This window comes from Paracoccus marcusii, assembly GCF_006151785.1.
Taxonomy (GTDB): domain Bacteria; phylum Pseudomonadota; class Alphaproteobacteria; order Rhodobacterales; family Rhodobacteraceae; genus Paracoccus; species Paracoccus marcusii.
The window spans coordinates 1-15,849 of record NZ_VDDD01000080.1 but is presented as its reverse complement, the minus strand read 5'-3'; the positions used below and the strand labels follow the sequence as shown (position 1 = coordinate 15,849).

Annotated in this window: 16 protein-coding genes; 5 read left to right on the top strand and 11 right to left on the bottom strand. The window is 70.3% G+C overall.

What is annotated here, in order from left to right; translation table 11 throughout:
* From addB to tsaE, 3 genes are all read right to left on the bottom strand, one after another.
* On the bottom strand, positions 1-2,074 hold a 2,074-nt coding region (gene addB, locus FHD68_RS12680; protein ID WP_139085932.1), incomplete at its 3' end, for a double-strand break repair protein AddB.
* Positions 2,067-2,732, bottom strand: a complete 666-nt coding sequence (locus tag FHD68_RS12675; protein WP_240542472.1) for a nucleotidyltransferase family protein — start codon at positions 2,730-2,732, stop codon at positions 2,067-2,069. The genes addB and FHD68_RS12675, both read right to left, overlap by 8 nt.
* Complete coding sequence (tsaE, locus tag FHD68_RS12670; RefSeq protein ID WP_139085930.1) at positions 2,720-4,096, bottom strand: tRNA (adenosine(37)-N6)-threonylcarbamoyltransferase complex ATPase subunit type 1 TsaE; 1,377 nt, start codon at positions 4,094-4,096, stop codon at positions 2,720-2,722. The genes FHD68_RS12675 and tsaE overlap by 13 nt, the downstream gene beginning before the upstream one ends.
* 99 nt (positions 4,097-4,195) lie before the next feature.
* Here tsaE and FHD68_RS12665 point away from each other — a divergent pair, with 99 nt between their 5' ends.
* Positions 4,196-4,795: an SH3 domain-containing protein gene (locus FHD68_RS12665; protein ID WP_167550401.1), complete on the top strand. Its 600-nt coding sequence runs from the start codon at positions 4,196-4,198 to the stop codon at positions 4,793-4,795.
* Here FHD68_RS12665 and dapB read toward each other — a convergent pair.
* A complete protein-coding gene (dapB, locus tag FHD68_RS12660; RefSeq protein WP_139085926.1) occupies positions 4,786-5,625 on the bottom strand; it encodes a 4-hydroxy-tetrahydrodipicolinate reductase in 840 nt (279 codons plus the stop codon). The genes FHD68_RS12665 and dapB overlap by 10 nt on opposite strands.
* Before the next feature lie 72 nt (positions 5,626-5,697).
* Here dapB and rbfA point away from each other — a divergent pair, with 72 nt between their 5' ends.
* From rbfA to truB, 3 genes are read left to right on the top strand one after another with little or no spacing between them, the layout of a single operon-like run.
* Positions 5,698-6,117 carry a 30S ribosome-binding factor RbfA gene (gene rbfA, locus FHD68_RS12655; protein WP_045981949.1) on the top strand — a complete coding sequence of 140 codons (420 nt, stop codon included), beginning with the start codon at positions 5,698-5,700 and terminating at the stop codon, positions 6,115-6,117.
* A complete protein-coding gene (locus tag FHD68_RS12650) occupies positions 6,107-6,856 on the top strand; it encodes a phosphodiester glycosidase family protein (protein WP_045981950.1) in 750 nt (249 codons plus the stop codon). The genes rbfA and FHD68_RS12650 overlap by 11 nt, the downstream gene beginning before the upstream one ends.
* Positions 6,857-6,916: 60 nt before the next feature.
* Positions 6,917-7,810 carry a tRNA pseudouridine(55) synthase TruB gene (gene truB / locus FHD68_RS12645; RefSeq protein WP_045981951.1) on the top strand — a complete coding sequence of 298 codons (894 nt, stop codon included), beginning with the start codon at positions 6,917-6,919 and terminating at the stop codon, positions 7,808-7,810.
* Here the strand turns inward: truB and FHD68_RS12640 are convergent.
* The 3 genes from FHD68_RS12640 to FHD68_RS12630 are packed head-to-tail and all read right to left on the bottom strand — an operon-like array spanning position 7,800 to position 10,429.
* Complete coding sequence (locus tag FHD68_RS12640) at positions 7,800-8,624, bottom strand: C40 family peptidase (RefSeq protein ID WP_045981952.1); 825 nt, start codon at positions 8,622-8,624, stop codon at positions 7,800-7,802. The two genes, truB and FHD68_RS12640, sit on opposite strands and share 11 nt — an antisense overlap.
* Positions 8,624-9,994, bottom strand: coding sequence for a leucyl aminopeptidase family protein (locus tag FHD68_RS12635; protein WP_127897508.1), 1,371 nt, complete (start codon positions 9,992-9,994; stop codon positions 8,624-8,626). Before FHD68_RS12635 ends, FHD68_RS12640 begins: the two co-directional genes overlap by 1 nt.
* 57 nt (positions 9,995-10,051) lie before the next feature.
* Positions 10,052-10,429 carry a hypothetical protein gene (locus tag FHD68_RS12630; RefSeq protein ID WP_127897507.1) on the bottom strand — a complete coding sequence of 126 codons (378 nt, stop codon included), beginning with the start codon at positions 10,427-10,429 and terminating at the stop codon, positions 10,052-10,054.
* Between the two features lie 140 nt (positions 10,430-10,569).
* Between FHD68_RS12630 and FHD68_RS12625 the strand changes: the two genes are divergently transcribed.
* On the top strand, positions 10,570-11,217 hold the full coding sequence (locus tag FHD68_RS12625; protein ID WP_046000489.1) for a carbonic anhydrase: 648 nt from the start codon (positions 10,570-10,572) through the stop codon (positions 11,215-11,217).
* A 22-nt stretch (positions 11,218-11,239) separates the two neighbouring features.
* On the opposite strand, the gene FHD68_RS12620 is transcribed toward FHD68_RS12625, so the two are convergent.
* The 4 genes from FHD68_RS12620 to FHD68_RS12605 all read right to left on the bottom strand — a co-directional run bounded on the left by FHD68_RS12620 (position 11,240) and on the right by FHD68_RS12605 (position 15,715).
* Positions 11,240-11,839 carry a DedA family protein gene (locus tag FHD68_RS12620; protein ID WP_045981956.1) on the bottom strand — a complete coding sequence of 200 codons (600 nt, stop codon included), beginning with the start codon at positions 11,837-11,839 and terminating at the stop codon, positions 11,240-11,242.
* A 3-nt stretch (positions 11,840-11,842) separates the two neighbouring features.
* Positions 11,843-12,865 carry an aspartate-semialdehyde dehydrogenase gene (locus tag FHD68_RS12615; protein ID WP_045981957.1) on the bottom strand — a complete coding sequence of 341 codons (1,023 nt, stop codon included), beginning with the start codon at positions 12,863-12,865 and terminating at the stop codon, positions 11,843-11,845.
* 189 nt (positions 12,866-13,054) lie between these two features.
* Positions 13,055-15,013, bottom strand: a complete 1,959-nt coding sequence (locus FHD68_RS12610; protein WP_127897506.1) for an autotransporter domain-containing protein — start codon at positions 15,011-15,013, stop codon at positions 13,055-13,057.
* A gap of 84 nt (positions 15,014-15,097) precedes the next feature.
* Entirely contained in the window at positions 15,098-15,715 is a 618-nt protein-coding gene (locus tag FHD68_RS12605) for a glycosyltransferase family 29 protein (RefSeq protein WP_127897505.1), read from the bottom strand.
* Positions 15,716-15,849 lie beyond the last annotated feature (134 nt).

Sequence of the window (15,849 nt, the reverse complement as noted above, 5' to 3'; positions counted from 1 at the left end):
GCACCGGGGCGGGGGGTCGCGCCACGGCCTGCGCCAGGGCCAGCCATTCCGCGCCGCGCGCCCGCATCCGGGCCAGCGCCTCTGGACCGCCGCGATCCGGCAGCCCGCCCATCAGGTTCAGCATCCGGTTCAGCCAGCGCGACGGGATGGTCTCGGCCTCGGCATCGCGTTTCGCGCGGGTCAGATAGACCCGGTCGGCAGCCACGGCCTGCTGAAAGTCGTGCGCCGCCAGCCCGATCTGGCGTTCGGGCAAGGGCAGGCCCGCGGCGGCGCGCATCTGGCGCGACAGCCAGGGGTCGGGCGACAGGGCCTGCGGCCAGCCCCCCTCGTTCAGGCCGGACAGGATCACGGTGCCGTGGCCGTGCAGACGCGCCTCGCGCGGGCCGTGGATGCGCAGGCAGTGATGCGCCTCGACATCGTCGCGCACCGCCTTGGCCTGCAGTTCGGTGACCAGCAGCGCGCTGAAGTCGCCCGGGCCGATGTCGGGGCCAAGCGCCGCGTGTTCCACCAGATGGTCCAGCACCGCGCGGGCCATCTGCCCGGCCTTGTCCTGCCACAGCTGAGAGCGTTCCGCATCGCCATCCGGTCCCGCCGCCAGGGCCTGTGCCAGGTCCAGCAGGTCGGCCAGCCGATGGGGCAGGGGCCGCGGCGCCCGGTCGCGGGCCACGGCGGTGATGCGCGACAGCATCGCGGCCAGCCATTCCGCCCAGATCTTGCGCGTGCCGTCGCCCTTGGTCGCCCAATCGGCCAGCGTGGCGGCATCGGGAAAGGCCGGGCCGTTCCGGCGCAGCTGCAGTTCCAGCTCGCGCGTCTCGCGCAGCATGTCGTTGCGCCCGATCGCGGTCGATCCGGTCGCGGTCAGCGGATGCTTCAGCAGGATCAGCAGCCGGTCGATGGTCAGCGGCTGACCGAACAGCGCGGCCACCTGGCGCAGGAACAGGCCCGGCGCGGTCAGCGGCAGGGGCCGGCCCGCGCTGTCGTCGGGGCGGATGTGCCAGCGGTCCAGCGCCGCGGTGACGCGCCGGATCAGGCCGCTGTCGGCCGCGATCAGCGTGACCTGTTCGCCGCCGCGTTCGGCGGCGTCGCGCATGATCAGGGCGATGGTCTCGGCTTCCTGGCCGGGCTGGTCGGCCTCGATCAGGGTCAGATCCGCGGTGGCGGCGATCAGGTCGGGCAGGGCAGGGCCCTCGGCGATCCACTGGTCGGTGACCGGCGCGGGCCGCAGCGCCAGAGAGATCAGCCGGTTGCGCCCCTCGGATGGCGGCCGCACCGCGGTCCAGCGCTGGGGATAGCCCGCCTCCGCGATCAGCGGCGCGAACCGCGCCTGCGGATGATCGTCGGCGCGCTCCAGCCCATCCCAGACCGGGGCGGGCTGGTCGAAATCGAAACCGGGCAGCACCACGGCGCCGTTGGGCAGCGCGGCCACCGCCTGCATGTACAACCGCGTCGCCCCGTGCGATCCGGTCGACCCCGCGACGATCACCGGGCCCTGCGGCAGATCGATGCCCTGCGGCCAGTCGCGGGCGGCGGCCTGGGCCGCGGCGCGCTGGCGGGCGGGGCGGTCCTGGGACGGGTCGCCCAGGTGAAACTGGGCCGCGATGCGCAGGAAGGCCAGCGCGTTCTGCCAGTGGCGGGCATGATCGCCGGTGTCGATCGCCTCCAGGTCGGACAGGTCGCGGCCTTCGGTCTGCATCTCGACCATCAGCTGGGACAGGGACTGCGCCAGCACCGGGATCGAATGACCCGCCCCCAGATCGGGACGCATGGCCAGCATCTGCGCGATCAGCCGCGCCAGTTCCAGCCGCCGCGCCAGGGGCGGCACCGGCGGGTCCGGCATGACCAGGGGCCCCGGATCGACCCCGGTGATCGACCGGATCTGCGGCAGCAGCAGCGGCCCCGCCCTGTCGAAGGCACGATACAGCGCCCCGCGCGTGGACGCGGCGTTGACGAAGACGGTGACCCCGGCCAGCGCCTCGGGCGGCTGGTCCGCCATCCGCTCCAGCAGGCCCCGCACGAAGGCGTCGGCAAAATCCACGCCGGGGGGCAGCGCGTAAAGACCGCGCATCTCAGCCATCCAGCAGCGCCTCGGCCAGGGGGATGGCGGCGGGATATCCTACGTCGCACCAGCCGCCGGGATGGATCAGCCCATGCGCGCGCCCGTCCGCGATCATCAGATCCCACAGGCGGTTCAGCGAAAACACTGCATCGCCGATTTCGGCCAGCCGATCGGTGCGGATGATCTGGGCGCCTGCATAGACATAGTCGCCCCGCCTGCTCAGGCGTCCGCCATCCAAGCTGAAATCGCCCGCCCCCTGCCGCGCCGTGGCCTGCGCCAGCGGCACCAGCGCCAGCAGCGCGTCCATGCGGTCGTCCCACGCCGCCATCAGCGCCGACAGGACGTTCGGCCCGGTCCAGACCACGTCGGGGTTCAGCGTCATCACCGGCCCCGGTCCCAGCAGGGGCAGCGCCTGGCGCAGCCCGCCGCCGGTGTCCAGGATCAGGTCCGGCTCGGCGCTGATCGCGACCTCCTGACCGGCCAGATGCCGTTCGATCTGATCGCCCAGGTAATGCGTGTTGACCACGATGGGCGCGGCGCCCGCGTCGCGGCCAAGGTCCAGCGCGCGGTCCAGCAGGGTGCGTCCCGAAACCGGGATCAACGGTTTCGGCCGGTCGTCGGTCAGCGGGCGCATCCGCGTGCCCAGGCCCGCGGCAAAGATCATCAGGGACGGCATCGGGCGATCCTTTCGCGCAGGGCGGCGTCGGGGGCGGGCACGTTCGCCAGCATGGCCCGCAGAGGCGCCAGCGCCGGATGCGCCAGGTCGCGCTGCAGATGCGCCCAGACCCGCGGCATGAAGGCCAGATAGCGCGGCTTGCCGTTCCGGATCGCCAGCCGGGCAAAGACACCCAGGATGCGCAGCGCCCGCTGTGCGCCGATCAGGGCATAGGCCGCGCGGAACGGGGCCTCGGCCACGGCGGTCGCGGCCAGATAGCGGGCGATCTGTGCCTGTTCCGTGGCTGGGTCCACGTCGCGGCGCGCGTCCTGCAGGGCGGATACCAGGTCATAGGCCGGATGCGCGGCCACCGCGTCCTGATAGTCCAGCAGGCCCAGGGGCGCGTCGCCGCGCCAGACCAGGTTCTCGGCATGGAAATCGCGCAGGCTGATGGCGGGGGGCAGATCGCCGCACAGGCGGTCGTGCAGATCGGCGATCAGCGTGGCCAGGTCCGGCAGGTCGGCCCCCGGATAATAATCGACGAACAGCGCCGCCAGATCGCCCATCGCCGCACCGTCCAGCGGCGCCACGAAAGCGGGGACCGGCTGGCGGTGCAGGTCGACTAGCAGGTCGGTGATGCGGTCGTGGATCAGCGGACCCAGATCGGGCCTGTCGGCCAGCACGCGTGCCACCAGATCGTCGCCCAGATCCTCCAGCAGCAGGAACCCCTGATCGGCGTCCTGCGCCAGAACCCTGGGCGCGCCGAACCCGCGGCCGCGCAGCCAGTCGGTCATCGTCAGGAACGGCCCCACGGACCCCGACGGGTCGTCCATCAGCACGCCCACCCCCGGCAGCCGGAAATACCGCCGGGCCGAGGCATCGCCCGCCAGGGGCAGCACCCGCGCGTCACCATGCCCCGCCGCGACGACGAATGTCGCCCGCGCCGCCAGACGGTCCGCGCCGGGGAACGCCATGTCGATGCGGCGCAGGTCGGGGTCCGGGTCTGCGCCGATCGCGATGATGATGGCGCCGGGCGGGACGCGCTCCAGCCGCTCGGGCCATTCGATCAGGCAGATCGCGTCCTCCACCGCCTCGTCCAGGCCCAGTTCGGTCAACTCGGACGGGTCGGTCAGGCGGTACAGGTCGGCATGCCAGATCTGCGTGCCCATCGGGTCGTCATAGGTCTGGACCAGTGTGAAGGTGGGGCTGGGCACGTCCTCGGCCGCATCGCCCTGGCGGGCGCGGATGAAGGCGCGGGCGAAATGCGTCTTGCCCGCGCCCACCGGACCGTCCAGCAGGATCGTCGCCGGGGGCGCGATCTGGGCGGCCAGCATCCGGGCCAGGGCTGCGGTCAGGGTCTCGGTGGCGATCAGGCGCGTGTTCATGCCCCGGTTCTAGCCTGTCGCGCGGGCGGGGGAAACAGGGCGTGGATGGACGGCGCGCGCGAATGCGCTAGGCTGACGGCGAAACCGACCGGAGGCCCCATGCTGCGCACCGCCCTTGTCCTGACGCTGGCCCTGTCGGGCCCGGCACTGGCCACCCAGGAATACATCCTGCCCACCCTGTTCGACGTGGCGCGGGTCGCGGCCGACGACGTGCTGAACATCCGGGCCGAGCCGGATGCCTCCGCGCCGATCATCGGCACGCTGGCCTTTGACGCGACCCACGTCGAGGTGGTCGAGCAGCGCGCCGGCTGGTCGCGCGTCAACACCGGAGAGGGGTCGGGCTGGGTGTCCGACCGCTATCTGGATTACCGCGTCGACGTCTGGCAGGACGGCGCCCTGCCCGCGGCGTTCCAGTGCTTTGGCACCGAGCCGTTCTGGGCCTTCATCCCGCAGGGCGACAGCGTGGTGCTGGGCGGTCCCGACATGCCAGAAGACACGCGCCCCGTCCGGGCGGTCCTGTCCACCGGCATCTTCGGCGACCCGACCCGCGCGGTGGTAGCCGACGGGCTGACCCTGACCGCCATTCCGCAGCTGTGTTCGGACGGCATGTCGGATCGCCTGTTCGGGATGCGCGCCCATGTGGTCATCCACGGCGACGCGCCGCGGATGCTGTCGGGGTGCTGCTCCATTCAGCCCTGAAGGCCAAGGACATCCATCATGTCGTACTGACCCGGACCCTTGTCCTGACCCCAGACCGCCGCGCGGATCGCGCCGCGGGCAAAGATCGCGCGGTCGGTGGCCAGGTGGCGCAGCACGATGCGTTCGCCGTCGGCGGCAAAAATCACGTCATGTTCGCCCACCACGTCGCCCCCGCGGATGGCGGAAAAGCCGATGCTTCCCGGTGCGCGGGCCCCGGTGATGCCGTCGCGGGCCGGCACGCGCAGGTCGTCCAGCGCGGCGCCCCGTCCCTGGGCCGCGGCCTCTCCCAGCATCAGGGCGGTGCCCGACGGGGCGTCGACCTTGTGGCGGTGATGGCTTTCGACCACCTCGATGTCCCAGTCGGTGCCCAAGGCGGCCGCGACCTTGCGGGTCAGGCCGACCAGCAGGTTCACGCCCAGGCTCATGTTGCCGGCACGGATGATCGGCGCGTGGCGGGCGGCGGCCGCCAGCGCGTCCAGGTGCCGCTGCTCCAGCCCGGTGGTTCCGATGACGTGGACGGCGCGCGCTTGGGCGGTCAGTTCCGCGAATGCCACCGTGGCATCGGGGCTGGTGAAGTCGATCACGGCCTGCGCCTGGGCGATGGCCGTCACCGCGTCGTCGCTGACCGTGACGCCGGCCGGCGCGCCCCCCATCGCGGTGCCGATGTCCTGCCCGATCCAGTCGTGGCCCGCGCGGTCCAGCGCGCCGACCAGCCGCAGGTGGTCGCTGTCCAGGATCAGGCGGATCAGCATTTGGCCCATCCGGCCCGATGCGCCGGTCACCACGACGCCCGGCCGCTGCGGCTGATCGGTGTTCTGCAAATCGCTCATGGTCCACCCCTGTTGGCTTTGGGGCGTGATACAAGGTTGCGGCCCGCGCCGCGACCCCCTACATCGGGACGCATGGCACAGAACCGCAATTCCCAAGGTCAGGGCCCCAAGCAGCGCCAGCTGCGCGTGGGCGAACTGATCCGTCGCACCCTCGCCGACGTGCTTGCGCGCGCGGACGTGCACGACCCCGACCTGAACCGTCATTCCATCACCGTGGCCGAGGTGTCGATGTCGACCGACCTCAAGGTGGCGACGGCCTATGTGCTGCCGCTGGGCGGCCGCGACGCGCCCGAGGCGCTGGCCGCGCTGCGCCGCAACACGCCGGAACTGCGCCATCTGGTCGCCAAGGCCATGACGCTGAAATTCGCGCCCGAGCTGCGGTTCCAGCTGGACGAGACCTTCGACCGCATGGACGACACCCGCCGCCTGTTCGAGGACGAGCGCGTGCGCCGCGACGTCGCCGCCCCGGACCGGGACGACGATGACGCCTGATCTGCCGCGTCTGGCGGCGGTGGCGGTCGGAATGCTGGTCGCGATGGCGCTGCCGTCGGGGGCCGCGCAATGCGAACGCGTGGACCATGACGGCCAGGGCTATGTGCTGTGCCAGGTCGAGGCCGCGCAGGAACCCGCCCTGCGGCTGTTCCAGGACGGCCCCGACGGCGCGCCATTGCGCAATTTCGCCAATGTCCGCCGCACGCTGGACGCGGGTCAGACGCTGTCGTTTGCCATGAATGCGGGCATGTTCCATGCCGATTACCGTCCGGTGGGTCTGCTGGTCGTCGACGGGGTAGAACTGTCGCCCATCGTCACCGGCGCCAGCCGCGACAATTTCGGGATGCTGCCCAACGGCGTCTTCTGCACCGGCGGCGCGCAGCCCTTTCAGGTCATCGAAAGCGTCAGCTTTGCCGAGACGCGCCCCGACTGCCGACTGGCCAGCCAGTCCGGGCCGATGCTGGTGATCGACGGCGATCTGCATCCGCGGTTCCTGGCCGACAGCGACAGCCGCTATATCCGCAACGGGGTCGGCGTGTCGCCCGACGGGCAGACCGCGTGGTTCGCGATCTCGAACAGGCCGGTGACGTTCCACGAATTCGGGCGGTTCTTCCGCGACGGGCTGGGCGTGCGCGATGCGTTGTATTTCGACGGCTCGATCTCGCGGCTTTATGCGCCGTCGGTGAACCGGGCCGATTTCGGGCGCAGCATGGGTCCGATCATCGGCCTGGTCGAGTGACCGGTTGACCCCTGCCCGCCGCGGGTCTATCCCCCGGCCCTTGTTTTTTCAGGAGTGATCATGGCGCGCAAGAAGGGCCGGGACATCAACGGCTGGCTGATCGTGGACAAGCCCGCGGGCGTCAATTCGACCGCCGTCGTGGCCAAGGTGCGTTGGGCGCTGGACGCCAAGAAGGCCGGTCATGCCGGCACGCTGGACCCCGACGCGACCGGCGTCCTGGCCGTCGCCCTGGGCGAGGCCACCAAGACCGTGCCGATCGTCACCGACGCGCTGAAATGCTATGACTTCGTGGTGAACTGGGGGTCCGAGACGACCACCGACGACGCGTCCGGCAGCGTGGTCCGCACCAGCGACGACCGCCCCACCGCAGCGCAGGTCGAGGCGGCGCTGGCGGGCTTTACCGGTGACATCATGCAGGTCCCGCCCGCCTTTTCCGCCGTCATGGTCGAGGGCGAGCGCGCCTATGACCTGGCCCGCGAGGGGGTCGAGATGGAGCTGGCCGCGCGCCCGCTGTGGGTCGACAGCCTGACCCTGCTGGAGGCCGAGGCCGACACCGCCCGCCTTGAGATGGTCTGCGGCAAGGGCGGCTATGTCCGCTCGATCGCGCGCGACCTGGGCCGGGCCTTGGGCTGTCTGGGCCATGTCGCGCATCTGCGCCGCACCTGGTCCGGCCCCTTCGAGGCCAGCGCCGGGGTGGCCTTCGACCGCGTCGACCGTGACGCGCAGGACTGGCTGGAGACGCAGATCCTGCCGTTGGAGACGGGCCTGGCCGACCTGCCCATGCTGCGCGCCACGACCGAAGGCGGCATCCGCATCCGCAACGGCAATCCCGGAGAGGTGACCGGCGGCGCCGAATGGGGCGAGCTGGTCTGGGTCCAGGACGCCAGGGGGCCGGTCTGCATCGGCCGCTATCAGGGCGGCATGGTTCAGCCCGACCGGGTGTTCAACCTGTGATGCCACCGGGGCGGTGGGCGCCCAGAAATGGCCCCTCGCCCGCCGCGTCGATGCGGGCGATGGCGTCGCGGATCGGCTCGAACGTGACGCACATGGTCCAGGCGGTGGCGTGGATCATCAGATCCGCCGACACGGCCATCGCCACGTGGCCCGGCCAGAACAGCAGATCGCCCCGCGCGATCGTGTCGGTCTGCGCGAACGTCGCGCGCTGCAGGTCGCTGTCGCCGGGGCAGGCGATGTCGCAGGCGGTCAGTGCGGCCTGCACCAGCCCAGAACAATCGATCCCCGCCCGGCTGTTCCCCCCCCACAGATAGGGCGTGCCCAGCAGGCTTTCCGCGACCGGAACCGGGTCGTCGGCCGGGCCGTCGGCCAGATGCTGGACCGGGACATGGCCGCCGGTCGCCAGCGTGGCAAAGCGGCCCTGGACCTGGGTGACCGACACCCGCGCGCCTAGGGACAGCGAAAACCGCTCGGGCCGCTTCATGTCGGGTTCCAGATAGACATGGGTGGCCGGCGCGGTGACGCGGTGGGTGATGGGCGGCAGGCTGCCGCTCAGCGCGGTGTCGGCGATCCAGCCGCAATAGCCGTCCAGCGCCGCGCGCACGAAGCTCATCCCCGCCTCGCGGTCGATCACCGTCACGTCGGCCCCGAAGTTCAGCTGCCGGTCGCGGCGGCCTTCGGGGGCGTCCAGCAGGTCGACCACTGGAATGATCACCCGTGCGGGCTGTCCCGGCACGAAGGACGGCCGGTCCAGGACGCCGCGCAGGCTGTCCAGGGCCACGCGGTCGGTGGCGGGCGTCAGACGGCGGTCCATCAGCGCGCCAAAATCTGCGGCAGCGCGGCAAGGATCGCGCGCGCGCCCTGCCCGACGCCGCCCTTGGGGCGGCCCGGCGCGGCGGTGGGCTGCCAGCCATAGATGTCGAAATGCGCATAGCGTCCCGCGCCCTCGGCAAAGCGGCGCAGGAACAGGGCGGCGGTGATCGACCCGGCCATTCCGCCCGCGGGGGCGTTGTCCAGATCAGCGATGCCGGGTTCGATCAGCGATTCATACGCGTCCCAGAAGGGCATCCGCCAGACCGGGTCGCCGACCTGCATCCCGGCGGCCTGGATCGCGGTCGCGGTCGCGTCGTCGTCGCAGTAAAGCGGCGGCAGGTCGGGACCAAGCGCCACCCGCGCCGCCCCCGTCAGCGTCGCCAGAGAGATCATCAGGTCGGGGCTTTCCTCGGCCGCATAGGTCAGCGCGTCGGCCAGCACCAGGCGACCCTCGGCGTCGGTGTTGTTCACCTCGACCGACAGGCCCTTGCGGCTGGCCAGCACGTCGCCGGGGCGGAAGGCGTTGCCCGCGACGCTGTTCTCGACCGCCGGGATCAGCACCCGCAGGCGCAGGCCCGATGCGGCGCCGCTGCGCGCCAGCATCTTGAGCAGGCCAAGCGCGGTCGCGGCCCCGCCCATGTCCTTCTTCATCAGCCCCATCGAGGCGCCGGGTTTCAGGTTCAGCCCGCCGGTGTCAAAGCACACGCCCTTGCCGACGATGGTCAGCATCGGCCCCGCATCGCCAAGGCGGATGTCGATCAGCCGCGGCTCGCAGGCGGCGGCGCGGCCGACCGCGTGGATCAGGGGAAAGTTCTGCTTCAGCAGCTGGCCGCCGCAGATCACCTCGACCCGCGCGCCCAGATCGTTGGCAAGACCGCGCGCGGCGGCCTCCAGCTTGTCGGGGCCCAGATCGCTGGCAGGGGTGTTGATCAGGTCGCGGGTCAGGAATTCGCCCGCGGCGATCGCCAGCAGGCGGTCGGCGTCCACGCCTTCCGGGCAGACCAGCCGCGGCCCCTGGACCGGCGCGCCCTTGTAGCGGGTGAACCGGTACTGGCCCAGCAGCCAGCCAAGCGCCAGCTGATCGGGATCCAGACCCTGCGGGATGCCGGCCAGATGCCAGTCGCCCTTGGGCAGGGCATGGGCGCGGGCCAGGTGGAACCGGTCGCGGCCGGCCTGCGCCCGCTCGCCCAGGCCCATGATCGCGCCGCGCAGCCCGCCCGACGCATCGGGCAGCAGGCACAGCTGTCCCGCCTTGGCCGCGAACCCGCAGGCCTGGGGCCAGTCGCCCGCGTCCTGGGGCAGGGGGTCGCCGGTCCAGACCAGCCACAGCGGCAGGGTGGCATCAGAGGCGGGCGCAAATTCGGGGTTCATGGGCAGGTCCTTGGCAGTTCGGCGCACAGCCTACAGCACCGCGCCCCGACTGCAACCTCAGGCCAGGGCCGTCCGGTCCCAGATCGCCGTCAGCGACCGGTTGCCCACCCGCAGCAGGCGCGCGCGGATCGCGGCCAGCGCCGGCACGTCGCCGAGTTCGGCGGTGCTGCCCAGGTCCATCGCGACGCCCGCCAGCGACAGCAGGCCGATCTGCCAGGCCAGGCGCGACATGCGTTCGGCATGCGCCGCCGCCTGTGCCAGGTCCGCGTCGTCCAGCGCACCGTCCACCGCCGTCAGCGCCGCCGCCAGCTGTTCCAGCGCCAGGCCGATGACATGCTGGGCCGATGTCTCGCCCAGCTCGGCCACGATTTCCGCGACGCGGCGGCTGTCCACGCGGACCGCCTCTGATATGGCCAAAGCCGAAATTTGTGCCATCCGCACCTCCAGGGGATCTGTCCCCGCACGCGCCGACCATGCGGGGCAAGCGGTGAAGAAAGCCTTGAGGCGGGATCAAGAAAAGGCTCGAATTTGTCTCAATCCCGGCCTATCACCCCTGTCAGAAAGCGAGGTGCCAGATGAACGACCTGTCTCCGTTGCCGCAATATCTGGTCAAGCGTTTCCACGGCTGGAAGGCGACGTCCTATGCCGAGAACGCGGCCTGGTTCCGCCGGCTGGCGACCGAAGGGCAGCGCCCGCGCGCGATGGTCATCTCCTGCTGCGACAGCCGCGTGCACGTGACCAGCATCTTCGGCGCCGATTCGGGCGAGTTCTTCATTCACCGCAACATCGCCAACTTGGTGCCGGCCTATGCGCCCGACGGGTTGCAGCACGGCACCTCGGCGGCGGTCGAATATGCCGTCACGGCGCTGAAGGTCGCGCATCTGATCGTGGTGGGCCACACCAATTGCGGCGGCGTCAAGGGATGCCACGCGATGTGTTCGGGCGCCGCGCCCGAACTGGAGGAGAAGACCAGCTTCGTCGGTCGCTGGATGGACATCCTGCGCCCCGGCTATGACCGCGTGAAGGACCTGCCCGAAGCCGAACAGGTCAACGCGCTGGAGCGCGAGGCCGTGCTGGTGTCGCTGGAGAACCTGATGACCTTCCCCTTCGTCCGCGCGGCGGTCGAGTCCGGGGAAATGTCGCTGCACGGTCTGCTGCACGACATCAGCGAAGGCACGCTTTTGCAGGCCGATGACGGCGGCAGGCGGTGGGTGTCGATCTGACACCCGCCCGCCCGGCGCGTCTTCAGGCGTCGGGCCGCCAGCGGATGACCCGCCAGACATACAGCGCGACAAAGCCCAGAACGATCGCCGTGGACAGCGGATCGATCAGGTGGCTGACGGCCTCATAGCCGTTTTCAAGGACATAGCCGGCGATGGCCAGCCCGCCCGTCCAGATGAAGCTGCCGATGGCGGTGAACAGCAGGAACCGCCCCACCGGCATCTGCGCCAGCCCCGCGGGGACCGAGATCAGCGTGCGGATCGTGGGCAGGAAGCGGCCGAAGAAGACCGCGGCCCCGCCATGCCGGGCGAACCAGCCCTCGGCCGAGGTCAGCTCGTTGGGCGTCAGCGTCAGCCAGCGGCCATAGCGGACCACGACGCGGCGCATCCGCGCCGGGCCGTAGGCCACCCCGATCACGTACCAGAACCACGCGCCCAGGGTCGATCCGACCCCGCCCGCCAGGATCGCCAGCCACAGGGGCGTGCCGCCGCGGGCGGCGTTGAACCCCGCCAGCGGCATGATCAGTTCCGACGGAATCGGCGGAAAGATGTTTTCCAGCAGCATCAGGGCAAAGATTGCCCAGGCCCCCCCGCTTTCCAGCAGGCCGGTGATCCATTCGAACAAGGATCAGCCCTTCTTCAGGATGCGGTTGCCCAGCAGTTCGGCGATCTGCACCGCGTTCAGCGCCGCACCCTTGCGCAGGTTGTCGCTGACGCACCACAGGTTCAGGCCGTTCTCGACCGTGCCGTCCTGGCGGATGCGGCTGACATAGGTGGCGTATTCCCCCACGCATTCGACGGGGGTGATGTAGCCGCCGGGCTCGCGCTTGTCGATCACCATGACGCCGGGCGCCTCGCGCAGGATGTCGCGGGCCTCGTCCTCGTCCAGGAAATCCTCGAACTCGATGTTGATCGATTCCGAATGGCCGACGAAGACGGGGACGCGGACGCAGGTCGCGGTGACCTTGATCGACTTGTCCATGATCTTCTTGGTCTCGGCGACCATCTTCCATTCTTCCTTGGTCGCGCCGTCTTCCATGAAGACGTCGATCTGCGGGATCACGTTAAAGGCGATCTGCTTCTGGAACTTCTTGGGTTCCTTTTCCTGACCCGGCACGTACATGCCCTTGGTCTGGTCCCACAGCTCGTCCATGCCCTCCTTGCCCGCGCCGCTGACCGACTGGTAGGTCGAGACGACGACGCGCTTGATGCGGGCGCGGTCATGCAGGGGCTTGAGCGCCACGACCATCTGCGCGGTCGAGCAGTTGGGGTTCGCGATGATGTTCTTTTTCGCATAGCCCTGAATCGCGTCGGGGTTCACCTCGGGCACGATCAGCGGCACGTCGGCGTCGTAGCGATAGAGCGAGGAGTTGTCGATCACCACGCAGCCGGCGGCCGCGGCCTTGGGGGCGTGGATCTTGGTCGCATCCGATCCGATGGCAAACAGCGCGATGTCCCAGCCGGTCCAGTCGAACTGCTCGATGTCCTTGATCTTCAAAGTCTTGTCGCCAAAGCTGACCTCGGTGCCCTGGCTGCGGCGGGACGCCAGTACGGCGATCTCGTCCACGGGGAACTGGCGTTCGTCCAGGATGTTCAGCATTTCGCGGCCCACATTGCCCGTGGCGCCGGCGACGACGACTTTGTAACCCATTTCGGGGGAGCTCCTTTTTCTGCGGTCGGGGGCATTTACCGCAAACGGCCGCGCAACGCCAGCGCGCGTTGCAGGTCCGCACCCGGCCGCGGGGTTCCGGCAACAGGTCGGGCGGCCCCGGCGATTGCCGCGAAACGCCGCAGGGACGGCTTGTGCGCGCCCGGCTGACCGGACGCGCACAAGCGGTTTTCAGAACCGCAGGCCCAGGCCCGCGCCGACGGTCGCCTGCGATCCGGCGTCATGGCCGATGCGGCTGTCCAGCGTCACCCAGGCATCGGCTTGGTCGGACAGGGCCGTTTGGGCCGACAGGCCGATGCGGGCAAAGTTGCGGTCCTGTCCATCCAGCGTCACGCGGCGGTCGTTGCCGGTGCTGTCGGTCACGCGGATGCGCGAGGGCGCCCCTTCGGCCAGGTCGTGGACCAGCGTGCCTTGCGCCGACAGCGTCACGTCGCGCCCGGCGACGGCCAGATCGGTGCCGACGCGGCCGCCCAGCTGGACCTCCAGGCTTTCGATTGCCTGACCGGCATAGGTGACCGCACGGCGGTCGCCCGACCCTTCCGAAAACCCGCCGATCCGGGTGCGGCTGTAATCCAGCCCCACGACCGGACCATAGGTCACGCCCGATGCCAGCGCATAGTCGCGCCCGGCCTGGACTCGCGCGCCCAGGGTATAGGCATTGGTCGACCAGTCGAAATCCCGTTCGACGATGGTCGCGCCCAGGCCCGAGCGCAGCACGAAGTCGCGCGTGCCCTCAAGGTCCGACTTGCCCCAGCTGACCGCGCCGATCACCCAGTCGTCGTTCATCGCATAGGCCGCGTCCAGCGACAGCTGATAGGCGGTCGATTCCAGGTCGTCGCCGCTGCGCAGGTCGTCGCCGGTGCGTGCATAGGCCAGCTGGCCGCCCAAAGACAGGCCGGGGGCCACCTGGTACGACGCGCCCGCCCGCGCCATCAGCGCAGCCCCGCCGTCGCGCCCGAAGGTCGCGCTGCTGTCCGGCGTGGCCAGGCCCTGCACCGCGATCGAGGGCGTGATCTGGCCAAAGGGCGCATCCGCGCCCAGGCGGTCACGCGTTGCGCGCAGCGACAGGGCGGCCAGATCAGCCTGCTGTCGGGTGGCCAGATCGGCGATCTGGGCCGCCGACAGGGCCGCGTCCTGGGACGACGCCACCAGGTCGGCGCCCGTCTCCTCGACCAGCAGGCGGGTCAGGATGCGGGCATAGTCGCGCATGCGCTGTTCGAACCGTTCAGGGCCCAAGGCCGCCAGCAGGAAGTCCCAGTTGTCCTCGGTCGGGTCATGCCAGGTCGAACCGCCGGGGATCAGCGGATTGTCGGTCTGGGTATAGCCGTCCAGATCGCCCAGGTCCCAGTTCGTCGCCTCCAGCCACAGGATCGGGATGCTGTAGCCTTCGAACACGGCAGCGTCGGAACAGCAGCCGGTGTTGATCGGATAGTCAGGGTTCCGTCCGGGGTTGCTGCGCAGGTCGATGCCAAGCTCGTCCGCGATGGCGTGCGCGCGGGTCCATAGCGACAGCAGCGCCGGGTTCTCCAGGTATTCGGTCCCGGCATGGGCATACATGAAGTCGCCTGTGATCAGGCTGTCGATGTTGATCATCCCGGCCATGTCGTCGCGGCGGCCGCCAAGGGTGTCGACGTAATGGGCCGCCCCCTGTAGGCCGACCTCCTCGGCGCCGAAGGCCACGAACTCCAGGCCGACATCGGTGGACAGCCCGGTCATGTGCGCCGCCAGTTCGGTCAGCACCCCCGCGCCCGAGGCATTGTCGTCGACCCCCTGCAGGTCGGGCGATGTTCCGGCGCTGTCGAAATGCGCCCCCACCACGATGAAGCGGTCGCTGGCGCCGGGCATCGACACGACCAGGTTTTGCGACGGGCCCAGCGTGGCGCCAGACCGGCTGGTGGCGGTGAAGTCCTGACGCACGACCGCGTTGCTGCCGAAGGACAGGCGGTCGCGCATGTATTGGGCCGCATTGAAGAAGGTCGTACCGCTGTCCGGCGCGCCCGTGAAGCGGCCCGGATAATTCAGCGCCAAGTCGCGCATCGTATCATAGCCATAGGCGCCGAAATCCTGCGCCAATGCCGGGGTGGCGCAGATCAGCGCCGTGGAGGCCAAGGCGGCCTTGATGGTTCTCATGGGGTTTCCCTGCCTGCTTTTTGGTGTCCCCCGCGCGGGGGAAGCCCACAGGATTGCACAGCGCGCAGCACGTGCAAGGCCGCCTCAACGGATCAGCGTCAGACGGTGGTCCTGGCGCAACAGATCGGCGACCCAGGCGCCCTCGGCCGCGAAATCATGCGGCACCTGCGCGGCATTGCGCCGTCCCGACAGCGACAGGCTGGCGAAGAAGTCGAAACCATAGAGCGTCAGCGATGCCAGATCGCTGCGCAGGCACAGATCGATCAGCATCGCGCCCGTCGTGGGGGGCGCACCCAGCCGCCCGGCCAGCATGTCGATATCCGCCAAGGGGTGCAGGTAGAAGCCGGGGCTGGACGCGCTGTCCCAGTCCAGCCGCTTGCGTTTGGGCGACATCCACAGGATGCGGCCGGGGTCCAGGCGCGCACGGTCCGCGTCCGGCAGGCGCGTGGCCAGTCCCAGCCAGTCGGTGCGCGTGCCGTGGCTGGCAGGGCTGGGCATCGGCGCGCGGTTGATGCGGACGACCCTGTCGGCGGCATCGATCCGTGCCCCGTGGGCCTGATCGGCCAGCGCGCGGGCGTTGCCGATCAGCGCGACATGGCGGCCCGACAGGTCGGCCAGCAGCGCGGATTGCGGGACCGACAGCGCGGCCAGGGGCGCGTCGCGGCGCATCAGGCGCGCCGTGGCAAAGGCCAGCCGGTTCACAGCAGCGACCGATAGACGTCGACGATGGCCCGCGCCTCGCCCTCGATGGCGTGGTTCGCGGTGACATGGGCGCGGGCGGCCTGACCCGCCGCGGCGCGGCCTGCGTCGTCGTCCAGCCAGCGGGCCAGCGCGGC

Coding starts and splice junctions, on each gene's coding strand:
- FHD68_RS12635 (WP_127897508.1), bottom strand. CDS start 9,994: ATGAACCCCGAATTTGCGCCCGCCTCTGATGCCACCCTGCCGCTGTGG.
- rbfA (WP_045981949.1), top strand. CDS start 5,698: ATGGCACAGAACCGCAATTCCCAAGGTCAGGGCCCCAAGCAGCGCCAG.
- FHD68_RS12675 (WP_240542472.1), bottom strand. CDS start 2,732: ATGCCGTCCCTGATGATCTTTGCCGCGGGCCTGGGCACGCGGATGCGC.
- tsaE (WP_139085930.1), bottom strand. CDS start 4,096: ATGAACACGCGCCTGATCGCCACCGAGACCCTGACCGCAGCCCTGGCC.
- FHD68_RS12650 (WP_045981950.1), top strand. CDS start 6,107: ATGACGCCTGATCTGCCGCGTCTGGCGGCGGTGGCGGTCGGAATGCTG.
- FHD68_RS12615 (WP_045981957.1), bottom strand. CDS start 12,865: ATGGGTTACAAAGTCGTCGTCGCCGGCGCCACGGGCAATGTGGGCCGC.
- FHD68_RS12630 (WP_127897507.1), bottom strand. CDS start 10,429: ATGGCACAAATTTCGGCTTTGGCCATATCAGAGGCGGTCCGCGTGGAC.
- FHD68_RS12610 (WP_127897506.1), bottom strand. CDS start 15,013: ATGAGAACCATCAAGGCCGCCTTGGCCTCCACGGCGCTGATCTGCGCC.
- FHD68_RS12640 (WP_045981952.1), bottom strand. CDS start 8,624: ATGGACCGCCGTCTGACGCCCGCCACCGACCGCGTGGCCCTGGACAGC.
- truB (WP_045981951.1), top strand. CDS start 6,917: ATGGCGCGCAAGAAGGGCCGGGACATCAACGGCTGGCTGATCGTGGAC.
- FHD68_RS12625 (WP_046000489.1), top strand. CDS start 10,570: ATGAACGACCTGTCTCCGTTGCCGCAATATCTGGTCAAGCGTTTCCAC.
- dapB (WP_139085926.1), bottom strand. CDS start 5,625: ATGAGCGATTTGCAGAACACCGATCAGCCGCAGCGGCCGGGCGTCGTG.
- FHD68_RS12665 (WP_167550401.1), top strand. CDS start 4,196: ATGCTGCGCACCGCCCTTGTCCTGACGCTGGCCCTGTCGGGCCCGGCA.